We start from the raw sequence: 22,289 nt of genomic DNA, 5'->3' as shown, positions 1-22,289 counted from the left end.
GGGAGGTCACCGTGCGCATTCTTCATGTGAGCGACCTGCATGTGCGGCCCACGTGGGAGCCCGATCAGAGCAAACTCATCGCGGCATTCCTCGAAGACGTGGTGGCCCAGCACCAGCACACCCCCATCGACACCGTCATCTTCAGCGGTGATCTCGCATTCAGCGCGGGAGCCGACCAGTTCGCATTCGCGGTCACACACCTTCTCGACCCTTTGCAGCGGGCGTTGGGGCTGCCGCGTTCGCGCGTCGTTCTCGCGCCCGGGAATCACGACATCGACATATCGCGCATCGACCGCTTCTCCGAGGTGGGCCTGCTCCAGGCGCTCACCTCCCGGGAGGAGGTCAACTCCCTGCTGGACGACGCCTCCTCGCTCCAGCGCCATATCGACCGGCTGAGCCCCTGGCTCGCGTTCCACGCCGAGTACTACGGCAAGGACCCGGAGGTGCGCCGCGTCTCCCCGCTGACGGCGGTCCACACGTTCGCCGTCGGCCCGGTCACGGTCGCGGTCGCCTCGCTCACCTCGGCCTGGCGGGCGACGGGGGCGGCCGAGGACGCCGACCGGGCCCATCTCCTCGTGGGCGACCGGCAGATGACCGACGCGGTGAACGCGGTGGCCGGCGCCGACTTCCGCGTCGCCGTGATGCACCACCCGCTCGACTGGCTGGCCGACTTCGACCAGGAGGACGTCCGGCGGGAGTTGAACAAGCACTTCCACGCCCTGTGCACGGGCCATGTCCACGTGAGCGACCCGCGCGGGATCATCGGCCCCCTCGGCACCGTGCTGCACAGCGCCGCCGGGTCGCTCTACCAGACCCGCTCCTACCTCAACGGGTACTCCCTCGTCGACACCGATCCGGCCGCCGCGCCCGGCCGTTACACGGTCCGCGTGCGCACCTACTACGACGCGCGCGACAGCTTCGACGAGGCGGCCAACGTCGCGCACCGCGGCATCGTCGAGGTCGACCTCGGCCCCACCGGCACCGGCGCGCCGCCCTCCGGCTCCGGCGGGCGCGGGGGCGCGGCGCACGCCCGGACGTACGCGGACCTGGCGGCCGAGGCGCTGGTGGAGGAGGTGCGCGAGAAGGCGCTGATCCTCAGCCACGACGTGGACGTGCGCGCCATGGCCGACCTGCTCGTCCCGCCGGCGCTGCTGCCGCTGCCGCTGGAGCAGTACGTCTCGGCCTCGGACCCGGAGGAGGGCAGCAGCCCGGTCAGGCGGGACGACATCCGCGAGAGGTTCGCCGACTGCCGCCACTTCCTGCTGGTGGGCGACGAGTCGAGCGGGCTGACCAGCGCCCTCCAGTGGCTGGCGTTCGAGTCCTACGCGCTCGACTCCCAGTACGCCCCGGTCCTCGTCGACTTCCGCGACATCGGCGCGGGCGGGCAGGGCCTGGCCACCGCGATCCGCAGGAAGCTGGCCCTCGGCGGCATCCCCGCGGGCCCCCGGGACGAGTTGCCCCGCATGGCCCTGGCCATCGACAATGTCGACCCCGCCGCGGAGAAGAAGCTCCAGCGCGTTCTCCGGTTCATCGCCGAGAGGCCGGGGAACACCTACGTCCTCGGCTGCCGCCCCTCGGGCGACGCGGACACGTTCCGCGCCCTCGAAACGGAGCATGGCACCGTCTGCCGCCGTTACCTCGGAATCTTCGGACGGCGCGAACTGCGCAATCTGGTCGAACTGCTGCGCACCGACGACGCGGAGAGCGTGGTGAATTCCGTCCTCACGTTCCTCGAACGGGAGAACCTGCCGCGCACCCCCTCCATGATGGCCGCCCTGGTCTCCATCTACGGACGCGGCTCCTGGTCGGCGGGGGTCAGCGACACGACCGTTCTGGAGACCTATGTGGGAATGCTCCTGGGGCGTAACGACACGACGGAGGACCGCCGTTTCGAGCTGGACTTCCGCGAGCGGCAGGACATTCTCGCCTCGCTCGCCGAGGAGATGATCCTCGGCGGGCGGCACGCCCTCTCCCGCGTCGAGGCGGAGCGTTTCCTCCTCGGCTATTTCGAACGGCTGGGCTGGTCCGAGCCGCCCGGCTCCGTGATCGACTCCTTTGTCTCCCGGCGCATTCTGAGCGAGAACGACCGGAGGGTGAGCTTCCGCCACCGCATGCTCCGGAGCTTCCTCGCGGCGCAGCGCATGGTCGACTCGCCCCAGCTCCGCGCGTTCGCCCTCGCGAGCCCCCTGGCGAACGCGGAGCTGATCCGGCACGCCGCGGCCCTGCGGCGCAACGACGAGGGGCTGCTGCGGGGCGTGGCCGACATCTTCCAGGAGATGCGCTCGCGCCTCGGAACGGAGGGCGACGACCCGTTCTCCCTGATGACGGACAAGGAGGGCTGGGGCGGCGAGGAGGACTACCAGACGTTCATCGACGGATTCGTCCCCGAGGCGGAGCGGCTGGCCGAGGAGGTGGTCGAGGAGGTGGTGGACGCGGAGGACGGCGACGGGCCCTTTGACGAGGACTACGACCTCATGCTCGACGACGTCATGGACCAGCTCGACGCCATCCGCTCGGTGGAGGAGGCCCGGGACCTCGAAAGGGAGCGGCACCGCACCGGTCTTGAGGACTTCCAGGACGCCCTGTCCCTCGTCTCGGCGGTGCTGCGCAACAGCGAGCTGGTCCGCGACCTCACGCTGAAACGGGACGTCCTGCGCGCCGTCCTCAACGGCTACGGCATCATGGCGGCGCTCCTGGCCGGGGAGCAGAGCCTCCAGGGGGAGGCCAGGAAGTCCATCGAGGCCATCCTCGGCGACGCGGAGATGACCGGGGAGGAACGGGAGACGGCCGTCTCCCGCATGCTGCTCTTCGGCCCGGTCATGGCCTCCTTCCACGTCATGTCCCAGGCGCTGGCCAGCAACAAGCTCGTCAACCTCACCCAGGAGGCCCTGCGCGACCGGGAGTTCCTCGCCATTCCCGGGCAGGCGTTCATGGGCGTCCTGCTGATGTACCAGATCGGGGCCGAGGAGTGGATCGAGTGCGCCGCCGCGCTCGTGGAGGCCCACGGGGAACGCCAGGTCGTCGCCGCCTCCATCGGCCTGATCGCCGGCCTCACCTACCTGGACCCCGGCACCGGCCCCGGCAGGGCCCGCGCCCTGGAGCACCTGCTGGCCGACATCGCGATGACCAACGCCCGCTTCCCCAACCCCGCGGTCAGGGGCGAGGCCAGGAACCGCTTCCTCCGCGACCTGAGAACCCGCCGCACCCGCCTCCACCACCTCGGCACGGCCATCCCCCGCGACCCGCTGGCCCTCCCGGACTGAGGGGCCCCGGTCGTACGCCCGCGCGCCGGAAGGAGGCGGGGCGCGCGGAAGCCGGTCAGCGGACGACGTCGAAGACGTTCATCTGGAGGCCGTTGGCGTACGCCTTGTGCTCGACGAGCGTCAGCTTCTGGGTGTCCTTGTCCGTGTCGCTGAACAGACGCTTGCCCGCGCCGAGCAGGAGCGGGAAGACGAGGAGGTGGTAACGGTCGATCAGGCCGGCGTCCGAGAGGTCCCGGTTGAGGGTGGCGCTGCCGTGGACGATGATCGGGCCGCCCTCGGTCTCCTTCAGCGCGGCGACCTCGTCGAGCGACCGCAGGATCGTGGTCTCGCCCCAGTTCGCCACCAGGTCCTCGTCGGTGAGGGTGGTGGAGACGACGTACTTCGGCATCACCTTGTAGGCGGAGAAGTCCTCCATGTCCGGCCAGACCGGGCTGAACGCCTGGTAGCTGGCCCGGCCCAGCACTATCGCGGTGGCCTCCCGCTGCTCCCGGCCCTTGATGTCGTACGCCTCCGGGAGGAACTCCATGTCCCTGAAGGTCCAGCCCGAGTTGCGGTAACCCGGCTCGCCGCCCGGGGCCTCCATGACGCCGTCGAGCGAGACGAAGGCGGTGCTGATCAGGGTGCGCATCGAAGATCTCCTGGGGGTCTCGTGTGCCGGCTCTCGGTTGGATGACCGCGGGCCGCGGAAGAACTCATCGCTCGCGGCCGCCCTCCCGCCGATCCCGCCGATCCCGCCGAGGTACTTCATGCCGGGGCGGACCGCGCAGGCGTCGCCGCACGTAGCCGACGCCTGAACGGCCCCGACGGTGAGCACCCCGGCCGTCGCGCCGCGATGTCGATGTGGACTTCCCTCATGGCCTCAGGGCGGGCCTGCCGGGGACCACCGCCGGGCAGGCCGCGCGGCCCTCGGACCCGCCTCAGCCGACGGCCGGGCTGCGGCGTTCGATCAGGACCACGTCGCGCCACCTGCCGTGGTGGCGGGCGACGCGTTCCCTGGTGCCGATGACACGGAAGCCCAGCCGCTGGTGCAGTGCGAGGCCGGCGGCGTTCTCGGGGAAGATCCCGGACTGCGGCCGTCGACGCCGGGCACGCCTCCGCCCTCACCGGCTTCCGCACCACCGCCGTCGAACGGCACGGGGACCGGCTCGTGCTGGTCGCCGAGGACGGCCGCCGCGGCGAGCCCGTCGACCAGGTCATCGTCCTCACCGGCTTCCGCCCCGACCTGTCCTTCCTCTCCGAGATCCGGCTCGGCCTGGACGAACGGCTCTCCGCCCCGGTCGCGCTGGCGCCGCTGATCGACCCCAACGTCCACTCCTGCGGCACCGTCTACCCCCACGGCGTCAGGGAACTGTCCCACCCCGAGGAGGGCGCCTACCTCGCCGGGATGAAGTCCTACGGCCGCGCCCCCACCTTCCTCGCCATGACCGGCTACGAGCAGGTGCGTTCGATCGCCGCCGCCCTCGCGGGCGACCACGAGGCCGCCGAACGCGTCGAACTCACCCTCCCCGAGACCGGGGTGTGCGGCGGGGCGGGCCTCTTCGACGGCCCGGAGACCCGGGGCGAGGACACGGACGGCGGCTGCTGCGGCACCGGTGGCTGCTGATCCGGGAACGGGCCGCGGCCCGTGGACGCCGACCACCCGTGGCCGCGTTCGTCGTCCAGGAAGTCGGGGCCGGGGCCCGGGCCGAGGTGCCAGTAGGTCCACGCCTGGCCGGCCAACACCGTGATCAAGACCCCGTCCCCGCGGATTCTCACCAGCCTCTGAACGCCCCGGCGTTCAGGAGGGGCGTGGCACGCCGCCGGCGCGGCGCAGGCGGTCGCGGGCGTGGCTCAGCGCGGATTCGACGTCGCGGGTGCCGGTGGATACGCAGAGGGTGTAGGAGACGTCGTCCAACCGCTGCCGGGCCTCGGCGGTGCCCTTCTCGGCGTGCAGGGCCGTCAGGGCCTCGTACTGGTCGATGAGGTGCCGCAGTACGGCGGGATGGGCCATCAGCATGGCGCGTCTCCTTCTGTGACCGGGGGGTCTGGGCTGCGGATACCCGGGTTCCGCCCGGCCACACCGGCGCGGCCCCGGGCGGGTGACGCCCCGTCAGCCGCGGCGCCCCCGGGGCGGCTTCCCGCCGTGCCGGGTGGCCGCGAGGCGTTCCAGCAGGAGCCCCTCCCGGGTGGACCAGGCGCAGATCTCCGCCCGGTGGACCCCGCAGGTCTCCAGGAGCGCCTCGGCGACCAGGGCCCCGGCGAGGGACTGTTCCGCGCGGTGCCGGGAGATGCCGGGCAGTCCGGCGCGGCGGTCGGGGTCCATGCCCGCGAGGAGCGGGATCGCGGTCCTGAGCCGGGAGAGGGTCAGCCATCGCCCGTCGCCCAGGGGCTCGGCCAGGTGGGCCGTGAGCCGGGCGAGTTGCGCGAACGTCTTGGAGCACGCCAGGACCCGGTCGCCGGGCGCGGCCGTCGGCAGGGCGGCCTCGTCGAGGGACCGCCGCAGGAAGTCCCGCGTCTCGGCCAGTCCCCGTTCGTCCGGGACCGCGCCGCCGGGCATCCGGTCACGGGTGATCCGGCGGGCGCCCAGCGGAAGCGAGCGCGCCGCGCGGGGCTGGTCGCCGGTGCCGGAGGCGACCTCCACGGTGCCCCCGCCGATGTCGAGGACGAGCAGCCGGTGTTCGGGGGTGCCCGCCCACTGGCGGGCGGCCACATACGCCAGCCGGGCCTCCTCGGTGCCGGGGAGCACGCGCAGCCGGGTGCCGGTCGCGCGGTTCACGTCCGCGATGACCTCCTCCCGGTTGGGCGCGTCCCGGATGACCGAGGTCGCGAACGCGAACACCTCGTGCGGCTCCACCGGCGGCTCCTCGGCGGCCACCCGGGCGACCGCCCGCCGCACGCTCTCCACGCCGGACTCGTCCAGGCGCCCCTCGTGGTCCAGCGCCTGGTGCAGCCGCAGCCGCACCTTGCGGCTGTACACCTGCTCCAGGCCGGACCCGCGTCGCCGCCGCGCCACCGTCAACAGGGCGCTGTGGCACCCGACATCGAGAACTCCCGCCCGCCGCATCCCTTCTCCTCTCCCTCGGGGGCCGACGGCCCGCCGCCGACCCCCGTCACCGCGTCGTCGTGCCTGTCTCGTACCCCGAGACGTCGCCCATGCGGCCGACGAAGGTGAACTATTTGTGAACGCGTGCGGGGGGAGGGTCTTCCGAGGGCGGCCTGCGGCCGGGGCGTGGGCGCGGCAGGTGTCTCAGGTGCCTCAGGCGTCTCAGGCGCGCTCGCCGTTCTCCGCCCGGATCAGGCGCAGCAGTTCGTCGGCCGCGCGTTCCACCCGCTCGGGGTGGCCGGGGCCCGGACGCATGAGCCGGCCGTCGCGGTCGCCCCATCCGGGCGAGACGTTGTACCGGGTTCCGTTCACCTTGAGGGCCAGCGTCTTGCCGCCGCTGAACCGGACCTTCGACGCCCTGACCCGGCTCGCGGGGGCACTGTCGATCAGGTGGCGGTCCGATCCCAGCAGGTCCAGCATCCCGTTCCGCACGGCCACGAAGCCGTGCTGGGCGATGGGCCGCGCTCCCTTGCCGATGTGCACCTCGTCGAAGACACGTTCTGCGGTCCTGGTCTTGGTGTCCATCCTTACTCTCCTTGACTTCCGTCCCTGGACATCACGGGTGCCCCGGACGAGACGTCACAACCCGGTGAATCCGGACTCGTTGAGGGCGCCGGGGCGAACGGGAACGGCCCCCGGCCGCGCTGTCGCAGCTCGGGGGCCGTCTCGCCGGGCGCCTCGCCCAGGGTCAGGAGGGGGAGCCGCTCTTCGGCCCCGGCACCGCGGCCTCCGCCGCGGCCTCGGCGGCCTCGGCCGCCTCGATCCGCTCCTCGGACCAGCCCTCGTCACGGCGCCGCACGTACTCCAGGACGCGCTTGAGCTCCTTCTTCACCACCGGGGCCAGCAGGTACAGGCCGATGATGTTGAAGACCGCGCCCAGGAAGAGGAAGCAGTCCGACAGGTCCACCAGCGTCCCGAGCGAGAGCAGCGCGCCGGCGATGGTGATGAGGCAGAAGACGCCCTTGTAGAGGTACTCGCTGGCCCGCGACGTGCCGAACAGGTGGGTCCACGCCTTGAGGCCGTAGTAGCCCCAGGTGATGATCGTGGAGAACGCGAACAGGATGACGGCCAGGGTCAGCACCCAGGGGAACCACGGCAGGGCGGTGTCGAAGGCGTCGGACGTGATGGCGATGCCCGGGTCGCCGCCCGCCTCGGCTATGCGCTCGGCGGCGGCCGGGTCGCCACCCCCCGCGGCGGTGTCGCGGGCCGCGTTGTAGAGGGGGCCGCCGGCGATGATGATCGTGAGCGCCGTCATGGTGCAGATGACGACGGTGTCGACGAACGGCTCCAGCAGCGCGACCAGGCCCTCGCTGGCCGGGCGCTTGGTCTTCACCGCGGAGTGGGCGATGGGCGCGGAGCCGATGCCCGCCTCGTTGGAGAACGCGGCCCGGCGGAAGCCCTGGATCAGGGCGCCGATCACGCCGCCCGTGACGCCCTCGGGGCTGAACGCGCCGCTCACGATGGTCCCGATGGCGTCGGGGACCGCGTCCACGTTGAACCCGATGACGATCAGGCACGCGGTGACGTAGACGAGGGCCATGGCGGGGACCAGGCGGCTGGTGACCTGGCCTATGGACCGGATGCCGCCGATGATGACCAGGCCGGCGAGAACGGCGACGACCACGCCGAACAGCAGGGCCCCGCCGGAGCCGGTGAAGAAGTCGGTGTGGTCGTCGGTGACGGTGGTGAGCTGCTCCAGGCTCTGGTTGACCTGGAAGAGGTTGCCGCCGACGAAGCCGAAGAAGAGGATCATCACGGCGGACGCGAACGACAGCACCGTGCCCAGCCGGGCCAGTCCGCGCTCGGCGAGGCCCTTGCGCAGGTAGTACATCGGGCCGCCGGAGACCCGGCCCTCCGCGTCGATCTCCCGGTACTTCACGCCCAGGGTGCACTCGACGAACTTGGTCGCCATGGCCAGGAGGCCGCACAGGATCATCCAGAACGTGGCCCCCGGCCCGCCGATGGAGACCGCGATCGCCACGCCCGCGATGTTGCCCAGGCCCACCGTCCCGGAGACGGCCGAGGTGAGCGCCTGGAAATGGCTGATCTCGCCCGGCGCGTTCTCCTGCTCGTACTTTCCGCTGACGAACCGCACCGCCGTCCGCAAATACCGGAACTGCACAAATCCGAAATACGCCGTGAAGATCAGACCGGCGAGCACCAGCCAGCCCACGATGATGGGGAAATCCGCGTCGAATACGCGGACGTCGTAGAAGACGATATCGCTCAGAAACTCGGTGACCGGCTCGAAGGTGTCGTTGACGGCCTCGTCGACGGTGTCGGTCCAGGACTCATTTGCCACGGTGCGAAAACCTCTGAAAAGGGGACGGGTCGGACCGCGCGGAAGATCAAACGCACGGAAAAGGACAATCCCGGTTTCCTACCACGGGGACGGCACCCCGTCGAGCGGACCGACTCACATTCCGGAATCAATCCACCATTACCACCACGTCATCACCGGACGGGCAAGGGTCGCGCCGGCCCCGCCCGGCCCCTCCCGGGGCGCGGGCCGGACGCGTCTTGACGCTTCCTTAGCGCGGAACCGGCATGGATGAGCCCGCCAAGACTGCCGAGGGTCGGCAATGCAGCGGGGCATCGCCCCGGGCAGGATGGAGGCGACGAGAGCACATGAGGGGGTCGTGATGCCGAGCACCGGCAGGTGCCCGGTGTCCGGGCTCCGCGCCTGTGCCGAGGCCGTCGAGGGACGGGTGTGATCGGGGGGTCGGGCATGCGGACGTTCTTCGGGACCGCCCGGGGCGGCGGGGGCCGCCGGGGCGGCCGACGCGACACGGCGCGCGGCCCGCGCTGCCGGGCCGCCTGAACCGCCCACCCACTCCGGCCTCCGGCACGCGCCGAAGCGCACGCGCCCCTTCCCCGTCTCTCCGACTCCCGAAGACCTCCGGAGCGTTTCCGGCTTCGGGTACCTCACCTGCCAAGGGGGTTTTCCATGAATGCCGTCACCGTGGGCATCGGTGCCTGCCTGCTCCTCACGCTGCTCGTGCTTTTCGTCGTCTCGCGGCTGTTCCGCAAGGTGGAGCAGGGCAAGGCACTGATCGTCTCCAAGATGCGGAAGGTCGACGTGACCTTCACCGGGCAGGTCGTGCTGCCGGTGCTGCACAAGGCCGAGGCGATGGACATCTCGGTGAAGGTGATCGAGATCACCCGGGTCGGCAAGGAGGGGCTGATCTGCCGGGACAACATCCGCGCGGACATCCGCATCTCGTTCTTCGTCAAGGTCAACAAGACCGTGGAGGACGTCATCAAGGTCGCCCAGGCCGTCGGCACGGCGCGCGCCAGCGACCGGAACACCCTCCAGGAGCTGTTCCACGCGAAGTTCTCCGAGGCACTGAAGACCGTCGGCAAGCAGCTGGACTTCACCGACCTCTACACCAAGCGCGAGGAGCTGCGGTACCGGATCATCGAGGTCATCGGCGTGGACCTCAACGGCTACCACCTGGAGGACGCGGCGATCGACTACCTGGAGCAGACGCCGCTGACCCAGCTGGACCCGGCCAACGTCCTGGACGCGCAGGGCATCCGCAAGATCACCGAGCTGACGGCCGTGGAGCACGTGCGCACCAACGAGTTCCGGCGCCACGAGGAGAAGGAGATCACCCGGCAGAACGTGGACGCCCGGGAGGCCATCCTGGAGCTGGAGCGCCGCCAGGCCGACGCCGAGATCAAGCAGCGGCGGGAGATCGAGACCGTCCGGGCCCGGGAGGACGCCGAGACGACGCGGGTGGTGGAGGAGGAACGGCTGCGGGCGCAGGGCGCGTTCCTGCGCACCGAGGAGCAACTCGGCGTGCAGCGGGAGAACCAGGCCCGGGAGGTCGCCGTCGCCGCGAAGAACCGCGAGCGGGTCATCGCCATCGAGAACGAGCGCATCGAGAAGGACCGGCTGCTGGAGGTCATCGCGCGGGAGCGGGAGACGGAACTGACGCGGATCGCCGCGTCGAAGGAGGTCGAGGCGGAGAAGCGGGAGATCGCCGAGGTGATCCGCGAGCGGGTCGCGGTGGACCGCACGGTCGCCGAGCAGGAGGAGTCCATCAAGAAGCTGCGTGCCGTGGAGGAGGCGGAGAGGCAGCGGCAGACGGTGGTCATCGTCGCCGAGGCGGAGGCGCAGGAGAGGCTGGTCAAGGACATCAAGGCGGCCGAGGCCGCCGAGCAGTCCGCCGTCCACCGGGCCGCCGAGGAACTGACCCTGGCCGAGGCGCGGCTGAAGACCGCCGACCTCGACGCGCGGGCCAAGCTGCGGCTGGCCGAGGGCGTGCAGGCGGAGGCCGCCGCCGAGGGGCTGGCCGCCGTGCAGGTGCGCGACAAGGAGGCCGAGGTCATCGAGAAGTCCGGTCGCGCGGAGGCCGAGGCCACCGAGGCGCGGATGCGCGCCGAGGCGGAGGGCGCCCGTGCCCAGGCGCTGGCCGAGGCGGAGGCCACCGAGGGGAAGCTCAAGGCGGAGGCGGCCGGCCTCACCGAGAAGGCGGCGGCGATGGCCGCGCTCGACGAGGCGTCCCGCACGCACGAGGAGTACCGGCTGCGGCTGGAGGCGGAGAAGGAGGTCCGGCTGGCCGGGCTGGACGTGCAGCGACAGGTCGCCGAGGCGCAGGCCGCGGTGCTGGCGACCGGTCTGGAGAGCGCCGACATCAGCATCGTCGGCGGCGAGTCGGTCTTCTTCGACCGGCTGATGTCCTCGATCGCGCTCGGCAAGGGGGTCGACGGGTTCGTCCAGAACTCCGAGACGGTCCAGGCGCTCGCGAAGCCCTGGCTGGACGGCACCTCCGGCTTCACCGACGACCTCGGCCGCCTCCTCGGCCAGGTCTCCACGGCCGACGTGCAGAACCTGACCGTGTCGGCGCTGCTGATGAAGCTGATGGGGAAGGACGAGGCCGATCCCGCCGCCCCGCGGCGGCTGCTCGACACGGCGGGCGAGCCGGGCGCCGCCGGCGCCTCCCCCACCGCCCTGAACGGCGGCACCAAGGGCTGACCGGCCCACGGTCCCGGGCCGCCGCCCGGGCGCGGCAGCCCGGGACAGCGCTCCTTCCCGACTCCTGAGAGGGATCCCATGACCACCGGCCTGGACACCGGCCTGGACACCGGCCCGTACGAGGTGCTGCGCGACCGGCTCGCCGCGCGGGCCGCCGAACTCGCCCGCCGCGCCGAGGCGCTCAACGTCCGCCGCGTCGAGCAGTTCGGTTCGACGCGGCTCGAACTCGGCGGCACCCTGCGGCTGCGCACGGAGCACGCCTGCCTGCCCCGCGACCTCGTCTCCGTCGGCGACGCCCTGCTGCTGGGCGTCGACGCCCTCCCCGGACCCGGGCGCCAGGCGGCCGTGGGGGACGTCTTCGCGCTGTACGACCGCGACCTGAACCGGCTGCCCGACGACGCCGTGCCCGGCCTGCTGGACGACCCCGCGTTCGTCCGCGAGTTCGCGGCCCTGTACCGCTACTACCGCCAGGCCCGCCTGCTGCGCCTGCAGCACGTGGACGGCAGGCTGCTGGCCGTCTTCCAGACCGGCGAGAAGGCCGGCGACATCCGCGTGCTGCGCTGGGCGCCGGCCGACGACGGCTCCGCCGCGTTCCTGGACGCCCGCGGCGAACGGGACCATGTCGTCCCGCCCTCTCACGACGTCGAGTGGACCGTGACGACCCGGGCGGACCACGTCCTCGGCCGCCACCCGCACGTGTCCGTCCAGGGCGAGGTCTTCGTCGCCACGGCCGGGGGCGCCCTCACCGTCAAGGTCGAGGACGACACCGAAACGGGCGAGGGGATCCACGCCGAACCGGTCGACGAGCCGCTCCAGTCGCTCGCCGACGCGGACATCGCGCACGCGCGGGTGGGCGCCCTGATCCTGCTGCGGATCCGTCCCTACAAGGAGGACGCCCACCGCTACCTGGTGTTCAACACCCTCACCAGGTCGGTCGTCCGTCTCGACGGCATCGGGCAGGCGTGCCGGCGGCTGCCCGAGGACCAGGGCATCGTCTTCCCCGGCGGCTACTGCCTCGCGACGGGGACGCACAAGACGTTCGACGGCATCGACGCCGCCGATCTGGAGTTCGAGCGCGTGGTGCGTTCGCCCAACGGCGAGGACGTGCTGTTCGCGTTCCACGCGCGGGCGGAGGGCCGGGTCCTGCTGCTGCCGTACAACGTGATCCGCAAGGAGGTCGCGAACCCGCTGCCCTGCCACGGATGGGCGCTGTTCGACGACGGCACGCTCATGGTCCTGCGCGCCGAGCGCGACGAGCCGCGGCGCGTGCACCCCGTCCAGCGGTGGAGCTCCCCGTACGCCTCCGACACGCACGCCGCCGCCCGGCCCGTCGGCACCGGGCCGCTGGCCCGCGTCGGCAACGCCGATCTGGTCCGCGGCATCTCCGACTGCCTGTCCATCACCCGCGCGGTCGCCGGGACCACTCCGACGAGCGAGGTGTACGAGGCGCTGGCCGCCGCCTGCGCGCGCGCCAAGGACTCCTACCACTGGCTGGGCGAGGACGGACTCGGCGCGCTGCTGGACCCGTTGGAGCAGGTGCAGACCACGGCCGAGCAGGTGCTGGCCGAGTTCGAAACCGTCCGGGCGCTGACCCGGGCGGCCGCCGACGCGCTCGACGGGGCCACCGACCGGGTCGCCGCGGTCGTGCGCCGGCTGCGCGGCGAGGCGCCGCGCGGCGCCTCCGCCTGGTTGGCGGGCCTGACCGAACTCCGGCAGGCGCGGGGACACCTGCTCACGCTCAGGGACATGCCCTACGCGGACACCGTCCGCGTCGACGAGGTGGCCGGCGACGCCGAGCGGGACCTCGCGTCCTTCGGGCAGCGCGCCGTCTCCCACCTGGCCCGCGAGGGCGCCTTCGCCGACCAGCACGCGGACGTCGAGCGGCTCCTCGCCGACGCCGGGGCGATCGCCACCGTCGCGGAGGGCACGCCCGTCGCCGCCCGGCTCGACGCGGTCGCCGACCGGTTGAGCGCGGTGACCGAGGTCGTCGCCGGACTCGACCTCGGCGACGCGACGGTCCGCACGTCCATCCTGGAGCGGATCGCCGAGGTGCTCGGCGGCGTCAACCGCGCCCGCGCCACCCTCGACGGCCGCCGCCGGGACCTCCTCGACCGCGAGGGGCGGGCCGCCTTCGCCGCCGAGTTCACCCTGCTCGGCCAGGCCGTCGCCGGCGCGCTCGCGTCCGCCGACAGCCCCGAGGCGTGCGAGGAGCAACTCGCCCGCATGCTGGTGCACGTGGAGAACCTGGAGTCCCGGTTCTCCGAGTTCGACGACTTCCTCGGCACGCTCGCGGACAAGCGCGACGAGATCCACGACACGTTCTCCGCCCGCGGGCAGACGCTCGCCGACGCCCGCGCCCGCCGTGCCGAACGCCTCGCCGACTCGGCCGCCCGCATCCTTCGCACGGTCACCCGCCGGGCCGCCACGCTCGGCGACGCGGACGCCGTCGCCACGTACTTCACCTCCGACCCGATGCCGGCCAAGGTCCGGCGCGTCGCCGACGAGCTGCGCGAACTCGGCGACCGGGTCCGGGCGGAGGAGCTCGACGGCCGCCTCAAGGCCGCCCGCCAGGAGGCCGCCCGCGCCCTGCGCGACCGCGCCGAGCTGTACGCCGACGACGGCCGCACCCTCCGCCTCGGCAGCCACCGTTTCGCCGTCAACACCCAGCCCCTCGACCTCACCCTGGTCCCGGACGGCGAGGGCCTGGCCTTCGCCCTGACCGGCACCGGCTACCGAGCCCCGGTCAGCGACCCGGACCTCGCGGCCACCCGCCCGTACTGGGGCCGGCTGCTGCCCTCGGAGTCGCCCGAGGTCTACCGCGCCGAACACCTCGCCGCGCGCCTGCTGGACGAACACGGTCCCGCCGCCCTCGCGGCGGCCGACCTGCCCGCCCTGGTCAGGGAGGCCGCCGAGGAGGCGTACGACGAGGGATACGAGCGGGGGGTGCACGATCACGACGCGACCGCGATCCTGACCGCGCTGCTGCGCCTTCGCGAGGGCGCGGGGCCGTTGTGCCACGAGCCCGCCGACCGCGCCGCCGCCCAGCTGTTCTGGGCGCACGGCACGACGGCCGGGGACCGGCGGACCTGGACCCGGCGCGCGCAGTCCCTCGCCAGGGCCCGGGACACCTTCGGGCTCACGCCCGCGATCGCCGAGCTGCGGGGCGAGTGGGCGGCGGCGATCGCCGCCTGGCACGGGACGGCCGGCACGCGGGCCGGCTCCGCCGCCTACCTCTTCGACGAACTGACCGGCGGCCCCGACGGCTTCGTCATCAGCTCCGGCGCCCGCGCGCTGCTCGACGCGTTCCGCCGTGCGGTGGGCATGCCGTACGACGAGGATCTCGCCGCCCTCGCCGACCTGGGCGCCCGGCGCCAGCTGGCCGAGGCGTGGCTTACCGCGTACGCCGCGTCCACCGGCACGCCCCTCACCCCCGGCGACCTCGCCGAGGCGGTGGCCGCGGAGCTCTGCCCGGACCTGGTCCGCCACGAGTCCGACGCGCCGTTGACCGGGACCGTGACGGGGCTGCTCGGCAGCCACCCCCGCGTCACCGGCCGCGCGCTCACGATCCGCGTCGACGAACTCCTCGCCCGCACCCGCGCCTTCCGTACCCACGAGGTGCCCGCCCACCGCGCCTACCAGCGCCGCCGCACCGCCCTGGTGGCCGCCGAGCGCAGACGGCTGCGCCTGGAGGAGTACCGCCCGCGGGTCATGTCCGCGTTCGTGCGCAACCGGCTGATCGACGAGGTGTACCTCCCGCTCATCGGCGACAGCCTCGCCAAGCAGCTCGGCACCACGGGCGAGGCGAAGCGCACCGACACCGGGGGCCTGCTGCTGCTCCTCTCCCCGCCCGGCTACGGCAAGACGACCCTGGTGGAGTACGTCGCCGACCGGCTCGGCACGATGCTGGTCAAGGTCAGCGGCCCCGCCCTCGGCCACGCCGTGACCTCGCTCGACCCCGCCGAGGCGCCGAACGCCACCGCGCGCCAGGAGGTCGAGAAGATCAACTTCGCGCTGGAGGCGGGCGACAACACCCTCCTGTATCTGGACGACATCCAGCACACCTCACCCGAGCTGCTGGAGAAGTTCATCCCCCTCTGCGACACGACCCGCCGCGTCGAGGGCGTAAGGGACGGCGAGCCGCGCGCCTACGACCTGCGCGGCAAGCGCTTCGCGGTCTGCATGGCCGCCAACCCCTACACCGAGTCCGGCAGCCGCTTCCACGTTCCCGACATGCTCTCCAACCGCGCCGACGTGTGGAACCTCGGCGACGTCCTCACCGGCAAGGAGGACGCCTTCGCGCTGAGCTTCATCGAGAACGCCCTCACCTCGAACCCGGTCCTCGCCCCGCTGGCCGGCCGCGAGCGCGCGGACCTGGAGACCCTGATCCGCCTCGCCGAAAACGACCCCGCGGCCCACCCCGACCGGCTCGCCCACCCGTACGCGCCCGCCGAGCTGGAGCGGATCCGCGCCGTGCTGCGCCATCTGCTGACCGCCCGCTCCACGGTCCTCGCCGTGAACGCCGCGTACCTCGCCTCCGCCGCCAGGACCGACGCCACCCGCACGGAACCGCCCTTCCGGCTCCAGGGCTCGTACCGCACCATGAACAAGATCGCCCAGCGCGTCCAGCCGGTCATGAACGACGCCGAACTGGCCGCCCTGATCGAGGACCACTACACGGCCGAGGCCCAGACCCTCACCACCGGCGCCGAGGCCAACCTCCTCAAGCTGGCCGAACTGCGCGGCACGCTGAGCACCGGGCAGGCGGCGCGCTGGGCCGAGGTGAAGGCCGCCTACCTCCGCACCCGGTCCCTCGGCGGCCCGCAGGACGACCCCCTCGCCCGCGGGATCGCCGCCCTGGGGCTCCTCGCCGACCGGGTCGCCGCCGTCGAGTCGGCGATCAACCGCGCCGCCGACCCGCGCAACCTGCTCGTCAGGCCGAACGCCCGCCATCCGGCCCGCCCGTAGCGCCCGCGTGAATCCCCGCGACGGCCTTCCATGCGTCCCGCCGGGGCCGGATCCCCCGCGCATGCGCTACAAAGGCGTCAACGACGCGGGGAATCCGGGGGCGCACATGGCGGGGCGGAACGTGTCCGAGGAGTACATCGAGGGGTATGCGCGCATCCTCGCCGACGCCGCCGCGACCGGCCGGCGCCTGACCCGGGAGGAGCTCGACTCGCGCCGTTCCCTGGGGGAACAGGCCGCGGAGGCCGGCCTCGGGCTGCGCGCCCTGGTCGGAGCCCACCTGGCCGCCACGCGGGTCCACTGGCCGACCGGCAACGGCGTGTCCGTGGACAGCGTCCTGGGCGCCGCCGCCCAGTCCCTCGACGCGTTCGCCGAGGGCTACGAACGGGCCCAGCGCCAGGCCGTGCGCCAGGAGGAGGCCACCCGGCGGGAGTTCATCGACGACCTGCTCTACGGCCGCAGCGACCTCGGCCTGCTGGCCCAGCGCGCGGAACGCTACGGGCTGCGGCTGTCGTTCGCGCACGCGGTCGCCGTGGCACACGGCGCGGTCGCCTACGACGAGGCGGACCCGGTGCCGCGCGAGGTGGAGCGTGCGCTGATCGGCCGGTTCGGCGACCGCAACATCCTGCTCACCACCAAGGACGGCCGCCTCGTCTGCGTCGCCCCCGGCGACCAGGACGACGTCCTGACGTACTTCGCCAAGCAGGCGTTCGCCGCCACCCACGGCGGACGGGTGGCGATAGGCCGCCCGCAGCCCGGCGCGGCCGGTGTGGTCCAGTCCTACGAGGAGGCCCTGAACACCCTCGACCTGGCCGAACGCCTCGGGCTCGACGAACCCGTGCTGCGCGCCGCGGACCTCCTCGTCTACCCCGTCCTCACCCGCGACCGGCAGGCCATGGCCGACCTGGTGGAGAGCGCCCTCGGCCCGCTGCGCGAGGCCCGCGGCGGCGCCCAGCCGCTCCTGGACACCCTGACCGTGTACTTCGACGCCGGCTGCGTGGCCACCGAGGCGGCCCGGCGGCTGTCGCTGAGTGTCCGCGCTCTCACCTACCGGCTGGAACGCATCCACAAGCTCACCGGCGCGGATCCCGCCGACCCGGTGCACCGCTACACGCTCCAGACGGCGGTGATCGGGGCCCGGCTGCTGGACTGGCCGGCGAAGCCGTTCTGAGCACCCGGCGGGGCGGCGGCGAGCCGCCGGAGGCGTCGGCCCCCGTCGTCGGCCAGTGGGGCGTGGCCCGGAGCGGGGACGGGGTGGCACGCGAGCACCGTCGCGGGGGCGTGGTACACCGTCAGCCGGTACGTTCCCCGTCCCCGCTTCCGTGCCCGCGGCCGATCCGGCCCGGGCCGCCGGGGCGCCCGAGGAGGTGAGCCCGCATGACCGACGCGCGGCACGACACAGGCCGAGCGGGCGACGGCTGGGAGGGTCCCCGGGTGGCCGACTGGCGGGATACGCGGGACACGTTGCACATGTGGTTGCAGATCGTGGGCAAGATCCGCCTGGCGCGGTCCCCGATGGTGAACCACTGGTGGGGCGCCACGCTCTATGTCACGCCGCGCGGGCTGACGACCTCGGCCGTTCCGTACGGCCGGCGGTTCTTCGACATCGAGTTCGACTTCTGCTCCCACCAGGTGCTCGTCCGGTCCAGCGACGGCGGCGAACGGCGGGTGGCGCTGGAGGCGAAGCCGGTGTCCCTCTTCCACGCCGAGATCATGGCCGCGCTGCGGGAGCTCGACCTGCCCGTGTCGATCAGCACGACGCCCACCGAGGTGGAGCCCGCGATCCCGTTCGAGGACGACCGGACACACGCCGCCTACGACCCCGCGCCCGTCACCCGCTTCCGGCATCAACTGCTCCAGGCCCACCGGGTGTTCACGGACTTCCGCACGCGGTTCATCGGCAAGGCGAGTCCCGTGCACTTCTTCTGGGGCAGCATGGACCTCGCGGTCACCCGCTACTCCGGGCGCCCAGCCCCCGCGCACCCCTGCCGCCTGCCCCACTGCGGCGACTGGGTCATGGTCGAGGCGTACTCCCACGAGGTCAGCAGCTGCGGCTTCTGGCCGGGCGGCGGAGAAGAAGGCGCCTTCTACTCCTACGCCTACCCCGAGCCCACCGGCTTCGCGCAGCACCCGGTACGGCCTGCCGCCGCCGCCTACGATCCCGGCCTCGGGGAGTTCGTCCTGCCCTACGAGGCGGTCCGCACCGCCCCCGACCCGGAAGCGGCACTGCTGGACTTCCTCCAGACCACCTACGAGGCCGCCGCAAACCTCGGCGACTGGGACCGACAGGCACTGGAAGACGACCCCGCCCGCCGCGCCGACCCACGCCGGGGCTCCCCGGCCGAGGGCGCGGGAACCGGTTGATCCTGGAAGGGGAGGAGATGGCGTTGACGTATCGCGCGGTGCAGTTCTCGGAGTACGGCGACCCCGAGGTGCTGGTCAGGGTGCGCGCCGCGGGCGTGAACCCGATCGACTGGAAGGTGCGCGCCGGTGCCTTCGCGGCGACGATGCCCGTGGAGTTCCCCGTGGTGCCGGGCGGCGACGTGGCCGGCGTGGTGGAGGAGATCGGCGACGGGGTGGGTGACCTGGCCGTCGGCGACGAGGTGTTCGGGGCGGTCACCTCCGGTGGCTACGCCGAGCTGGCGCTGGTGCCGGTGGGACAGCTCGCGCGCAAGCCCGAGGGCGTTCCCTGGGAGGTCGCGGCCGGGCTGCCGAAGGCCGTCACGGCGGGACCGCGCGGGTCGTGACCATCGCCGCCCCCGACGCCGCGGAACTCGGGGTGCGGTTCGTGTCCGCCGGTACCGAGGAGCTTCCCGAGCGGCTGGCCGGTGCGGCGGCGCCGGCCGCGAGCGGCGCGTTGACGTTGCGCGTGGCCGGGACGTACGCGCTGGCCGAGGCGGCGCAGGCGCACCGGGAGAGCCAGGGCGGGCACGTCCCCGGCAAGCTGGTCCTGCTCCCTGGCTGAGCCCTTCGGACCAGCGGCGCCCGGGATGCCAGTGACACCACGTCATCCGTTCCCCGCGCGGAAACTCACGGCGAGGTCATGACACGGCGCCACTGCCGGATGAACGCGGCGAGCGCTGAGATCGACACATGCCCTCTCCGGCGGTCATCGACGTCGAACGCCCGGAGGCGCGGCAGCGCACCGACCACTCGCCGCATCTCCCAGGAACAGGTCCTCGCCATGCTCTCCATCGCTCTCAGTGAGCTGCTCCAGATCTTCCGGAACCGGCTGGTGCTGGTCACCAGTTTCATCATGCCCACGGTGGTCTGCGCGTTCTTCGTCCGGCAGCACGAGACCTTCGCGGACCGGGCCGGCCTCGGGTACATCGCGGCGGTGGTGGTGTTCACCGTGGGGGCGTTCGGGCTCTACACCACCACGGTGACCACGCTCGCCTCCCGCCGGCAGAACCTCTTCCTCAAACGGCTGCGCTCCACCGCGGCGGACGACACCGGCATCCTCTCCGGGCTGCTGCTCCCGGCCACCGTCATCGCGCTGGTCCAGGTGGCCGTGATCACGACCGTGCTGGGCGTGGTGGCGAAGGAGCCGGACAGTGCCGTCCTGCTGGCCGTGGCCGTCCTCGCGACGCTGGCCATGATGCTCGGCCTGGGGCTGGCCACGGCGGGCCTGACCAACTCCCCCGAGCACGCCCAGGTCACCACCCTGCCGGTCAGCCTCGGCACCATCGCCGTCGCCAGCTGGGTCGGGCTCAGCGGCACCGGGGAACTCGCCCCGCTCAAGCGGCTGCTCCCCGGCGGCTCGGCCACCGAGCTGATCCTCAACGCCTGGGACGGTGGCGTTCCCGTCGCGGAATCGCTGCTGCTCCTGGGGCCCACCCTGGGCTGGGTCGTCGTCGCCGTCGCGCTGGCCTCCCGGCTCTTCCGCTGGGAGCCGCGCCGCTGACGGCGTCCTGGCGGCGGCCGGTGCCGGGGCCGTTGACACGGGCCCGGTCCGCCCTTACCTTCTGGTCGAAGTCACGGATGCTGATCGAAATATCGGACAACTAGCGGACGCCCAGGTCCGGTGCGCCGACGAACCGGGCCCGGTCCCCCGGAGGTTGCGATGAGGCGGCCGTTATCAGCCCTGCTCGCCGTTCTCGCCCTGCTCACGGCCGTGGCGGGTTTGCCCACCCCCGCGCAGGCCGCCCACCCGGCGCCCGGCTCGGCGACGCGGTACACGATGACCGCGTTCACCAACACCAGCGAGTCGAACATGTACGTCTACGACTCGCCCGACGCCACCGACTTCACCCTCCGGCGAGGACCGGCGTACACCCCGCCCTCCGGGATGATCCGCGACCCGAGCATCTTCCGGCACACCGACGGCTTCTACTACCTGACCTACACCACCCGCACCTGGTCGGCGCCGAGCACGACCATCGGGTTCGCCCGGTCGGCCGACCGCCTCACCTGGACCTTCCTGTACGACCACACGGTCCCGATCAGCGGACTGGCCCGCACCTGGGCACCCGAGTGGTTCGTCGACACCGACGGCAGCGTCCACATCATCCTGTCCGCGTCCACGGCCGCGGGCGGCGAGTACACCTTCCGGCCGTACAAGCTCACCGCCACCACCCCGGCGCTGACCGCCTGGAGCGCCCCCACCGCGCTGAGCGGCATCACCCCCAACTACATCGACACCTTCCTCGTCAGGATCGGCTCCACCTACCACGCCTTCACCAAGAACGAGACGACGAAGTACATCGAGTACGCCACCGCCTCCAGCCTCACCGGCCCCTACACCCTCCAAAGGACCGGCGACTGGGCCGGCTTCGGCGCGGGCGCCGAGGGCCCGGCGCTCGTCCAGCTGGACAACGGCGGCTGGCGGATCTACTACGACGGCTACTCCGCCGGGAGGTACTGGTACAGCGACAGCCACGACGGCTTCGCCACCTGGTCCACCCCCACCGAACTGCCCGGCGTCACCGGAACCGTGCGCCACCTGACCGTGCTCAAGGAGCGGGTCCCGGGCGGTGTCACCCTGCCGACGGACACCGACCGCTCGCTGCGGTCGGCCAACTACCCCGACCGTTACGCCGTCGTCCGCGCCGACGGTCTCGGCTACGTCGACCCGGTGACCTCGTCGAGCACCGCCGCGGAGAAGCGCAGCGCGACCTTCGCCATCGTCCCGGGCCTGGCCGACCCCCACTGCTACTCCTTCCGGGACTCCGCCGGCCGCTACCTCCGCCACCGGGACCACCGGGTCCGTTTCGACGCCGACGACGGCACGGCGGTCTTCGACGGGGACGCCACCTACTGCGCCCGCCCCGGCTCGACGACGGGCTCGGTCCGCCTGGAGTCGTACAACGTCCCCGGCCGCTACCTGCGCCACTACGACTACGAGCTCCGCGTCGACCTCCACCAGGACACGTCCACCTTCCGCGCCGACAGTTCCTTCACGGCCGTCGGCCCCTGGGCGTGACGCCACGCCCGCCGGGCGCCGTGGGAGACGGGGACCCGCCGCCCGGCGAGGCCACGCGCCGCCACGCCCCGGCGGTCCTGGCATCGGTCCCATGACCGGCTCCAGCCCCGATCCCCGCCCGTTCCGGATCGACTTCCCGCAGGCCGACCTGGACGATCTCCACGAGCGCCTGGACCGCACGCGATGGCCCGACGAGCTGCCGGGGGTGGGCTGGGCGTACGGATGACCGCCGCCTTCGCCGAACTGATGAGCCGGCTGGGCTACGAGCGTTACGGCGTCCAGGGCGGCGACCGGGGAGGGATCATCGCACGCGAACTCGGCCGGACGCGGCCCGGGCTGGTCATCGGCGTCCATGCGAACCTCCTGCCCGGGGTGTCGGCGCCCCGGGAGCCGGACGGAGAGGAGCTGGCCGGGCTGAGCGCCTCGGAGCGTGAGCGCACGCTCGCCTCCTGGAGGCGCAACGAGCAGTGGTCGCGCGAACAGGACGGGTACGCGGCCATCCAGTCCACCCGCCCGCAGACGTTGGCCTACGGACTCACCGACTCACCGGTCGGCCAGCTGGCGCCCCCGCGGGGCGGG

General features: G+C 72.7%; 14 protein-coding genes and 4 pseudogenes. 11 read left to right on the top strand and 7 right to left on the bottom strand.

The window, feature by feature from the left end:
* Window positions 1-11: 11 nt before the first annotated feature.
* Window positions 12-3,263 (top strand): metallophosphoesterase, encoded by a 3,252-nt coding sequence (locus tag ADY01_RS03580; protein WP_159000928.1) that lies wholly within the window; start codon window positions 12-14, stop codon window positions 3,261-3,263.
* 55 nt (window positions 3,264-3,318) lie between these two features.
* On the opposite strand, the gene ADY01_RS03575 is transcribed toward ADY01_RS03580, so the two are convergent.
* Together ADY01_RS03575 and ADY01_RS40235 are read right to left on the bottom strand one after the other, a co-directional pair.
* Window positions 3,319-3,891, bottom strand: a complete 573-nt coding sequence (locus ADY01_RS03575) for a dihydrofolate reductase family protein (protein ID WP_049565240.1) — start codon at window positions 3,889-3,891, stop codon at window positions 3,319-3,321.
* 289 nt (window positions 3,892-4,180) lie between these two features.
* Window positions 4,181-4,333 (bottom strand): annotated as a pseudogene (locus ADY01_RS40235) (GNAT family N-acetyltransferase); the annotation flags it as partial.
* On the opposite strand from ADY01_RS40235, the pseudogene ADY01_RS03570 reads away from it, so the two are divergent.
* A pseudogene (locus tag ADY01_RS03570) lies at window positions 4,279-4,866 on the top strand (flavoprotein); the annotation flags it as partial. The pseudogenes ADY01_RS40235 and ADY01_RS03570 overlap by 55 nt on opposite strands.
* Window positions 4,867-4,880: 14 nt before the next feature.
* Here ADY01_RS03570 and ADY01_RS40230 read toward each other — a convergent pair.
* The 5 genes and pseudogenes from ADY01_RS40230 to ADY01_RS03550 all read right to left on the bottom strand — a co-directional run.
* Window positions 4,881-4,982: pseudogene (locus ADY01_RS40230) on the bottom strand (flavodoxin family protein); the annotation flags it as partial.
* Window positions 4,983-5,040: 58 nt separating this feature from the next.
* Window positions 5,041-5,259 (bottom strand): DUF5133 domain-containing protein, encoded by a 219-nt coding sequence (locus tag ADY01_RS03565; protein WP_049565235.1) that lies wholly within the window; start codon window positions 5,257-5,259, stop codon window positions 5,041-5,043.
* A gap of 93 nt (window positions 5,260-5,352) precedes the next feature.
* Entirely contained in the window at window positions 5,353-6,306 is a 954-nt protein-coding gene (locus ADY01_RS03560) for a Ppx/GppA phosphatase family protein (protein WP_049565233.1), read from the bottom strand.
* 201 nt (window positions 6,307-6,507) lie between these two features.
* Entirely contained in the window at window positions 6,508-6,870 is a 363-nt protein-coding gene (locus ADY01_RS03555) for a hypothetical protein (RefSeq protein ID WP_049565232.1), read from the bottom strand.
* A gap of 163 nt (window positions 6,871-7,033) precedes the next feature.
* A complete protein-coding gene (locus tag ADY01_RS03550) occupies window positions 7,034-8,647 on the bottom strand; it encodes an alanine/glycine:cation symporter family protein (RefSeq protein WP_049565229.1) in 1,614 nt (537 codons plus the stop codon).
* A 645-nt stretch (window positions 8,648-9,292) separates the two neighbouring features.
* Here ADY01_RS03550 and ADY01_RS03545 point away from each other — a divergent pair.
* The 9 genes and pseudogenes from ADY01_RS03545 to ADY01_RS36545 all read left to right on the top strand — a co-directional run.
* Window positions 9,293-11,326: an SPFH domain-containing protein gene (locus ADY01_RS03545; RefSeq protein WP_049565227.1), complete on the top strand. Its 2,034-nt coding sequence runs from the start codon at window positions 9,293-9,295 to the stop codon at window positions 11,324-11,326.
* Between the two features lie 78 nt (window positions 11,327-11,404).
* Window positions 11,405-16,291 (top strand): DNA repair ATPase, encoded by a 4,887-nt coding sequence (locus ADY01_RS03540; protein WP_049565225.1) that lies wholly within the window; start codon window positions 11,405-11,407, stop codon window positions 16,289-16,291.
* A 106-nt stretch (window positions 16,292-16,397) separates the two neighbouring features.
* Window positions 16,398-17,459 (top strand): PucR family transcriptional regulator, encoded by a 1,062-nt coding sequence (locus ADY01_RS03535; protein ID WP_049565279.1) that lies wholly within the window; start codon window positions 16,398-16,400, stop codon window positions 17,457-17,459.
* Window positions 17,460-17,665: 206 nt separating this feature from the next.
* Window positions 17,666-18,652 carry a DUF5996 family protein gene (locus ADY01_RS03530; protein ID WP_049565223.1) on the top strand — a complete coding sequence of 329 codons (987 nt, stop codon included), beginning with the start codon at window positions 17,666-17,668 and terminating at the stop codon, window positions 18,650-18,652.
* Between the two features lie 17 nt (window positions 18,653-18,669).
* A complete protein-coding gene (locus ADY01_RS40225) occupies window positions 18,670-19,035 on the top strand; it encodes an alcohol dehydrogenase catalytic domain-containing protein (RefSeq protein WP_053170469.1) in 366 nt (121 codons plus the stop codon).
* A complete protein-coding gene (locus tag ADY01_RS40220; protein ID WP_049565221.1) occupies window positions 19,032-19,253 on the top strand; it encodes a zinc-binding dehydrogenase in 222 nt (73 codons plus the stop codon). Before ADY01_RS40225 ends, ADY01_RS40220 begins: the two co-directional genes overlap by 4 nt.
* Window positions 19,254-19,472: 219 nt before the next feature.
* Window positions 19,473-20,192, top strand: a complete 720-nt coding sequence (locus ADY01_RS03515; RefSeq protein ID WP_049565219.1) for an ABC transporter permease — start codon at window positions 19,473-19,475, stop codon at window positions 20,190-20,192.
* 159 nt (window positions 20,193-20,351) lie between these two features.
* Window positions 20,352-21,710, top strand: coding sequence for a glycoside hydrolase family 43 protein (locus tag ADY01_RS03510; protein WP_049565217.1), 1,359 nt, complete (start codon window positions 20,352-20,354; stop codon window positions 21,708-21,710).
* Between the two features lie 91 nt (window positions 21,711-21,801).
* Window positions 21,802-22,274: pseudogene (locus tag ADY01_RS36545) on the top strand (epoxide hydrolase N-terminal domain-containing protein); the annotation flags it as partial.
* Window positions 22,275-22,289 lie beyond the last annotated feature (15 nt).

This window comes from Streptomyces sp. SBT349, from assembly GCF_001083795.1.
Lineage (GTDB): Bacteria > Actinomycetota > Actinomycetes > Streptomycetales > Streptomycetaceae > Streptomyces.
This window is presented reverse-complemented; position numbering and strand designations above follow the sequence as displayed.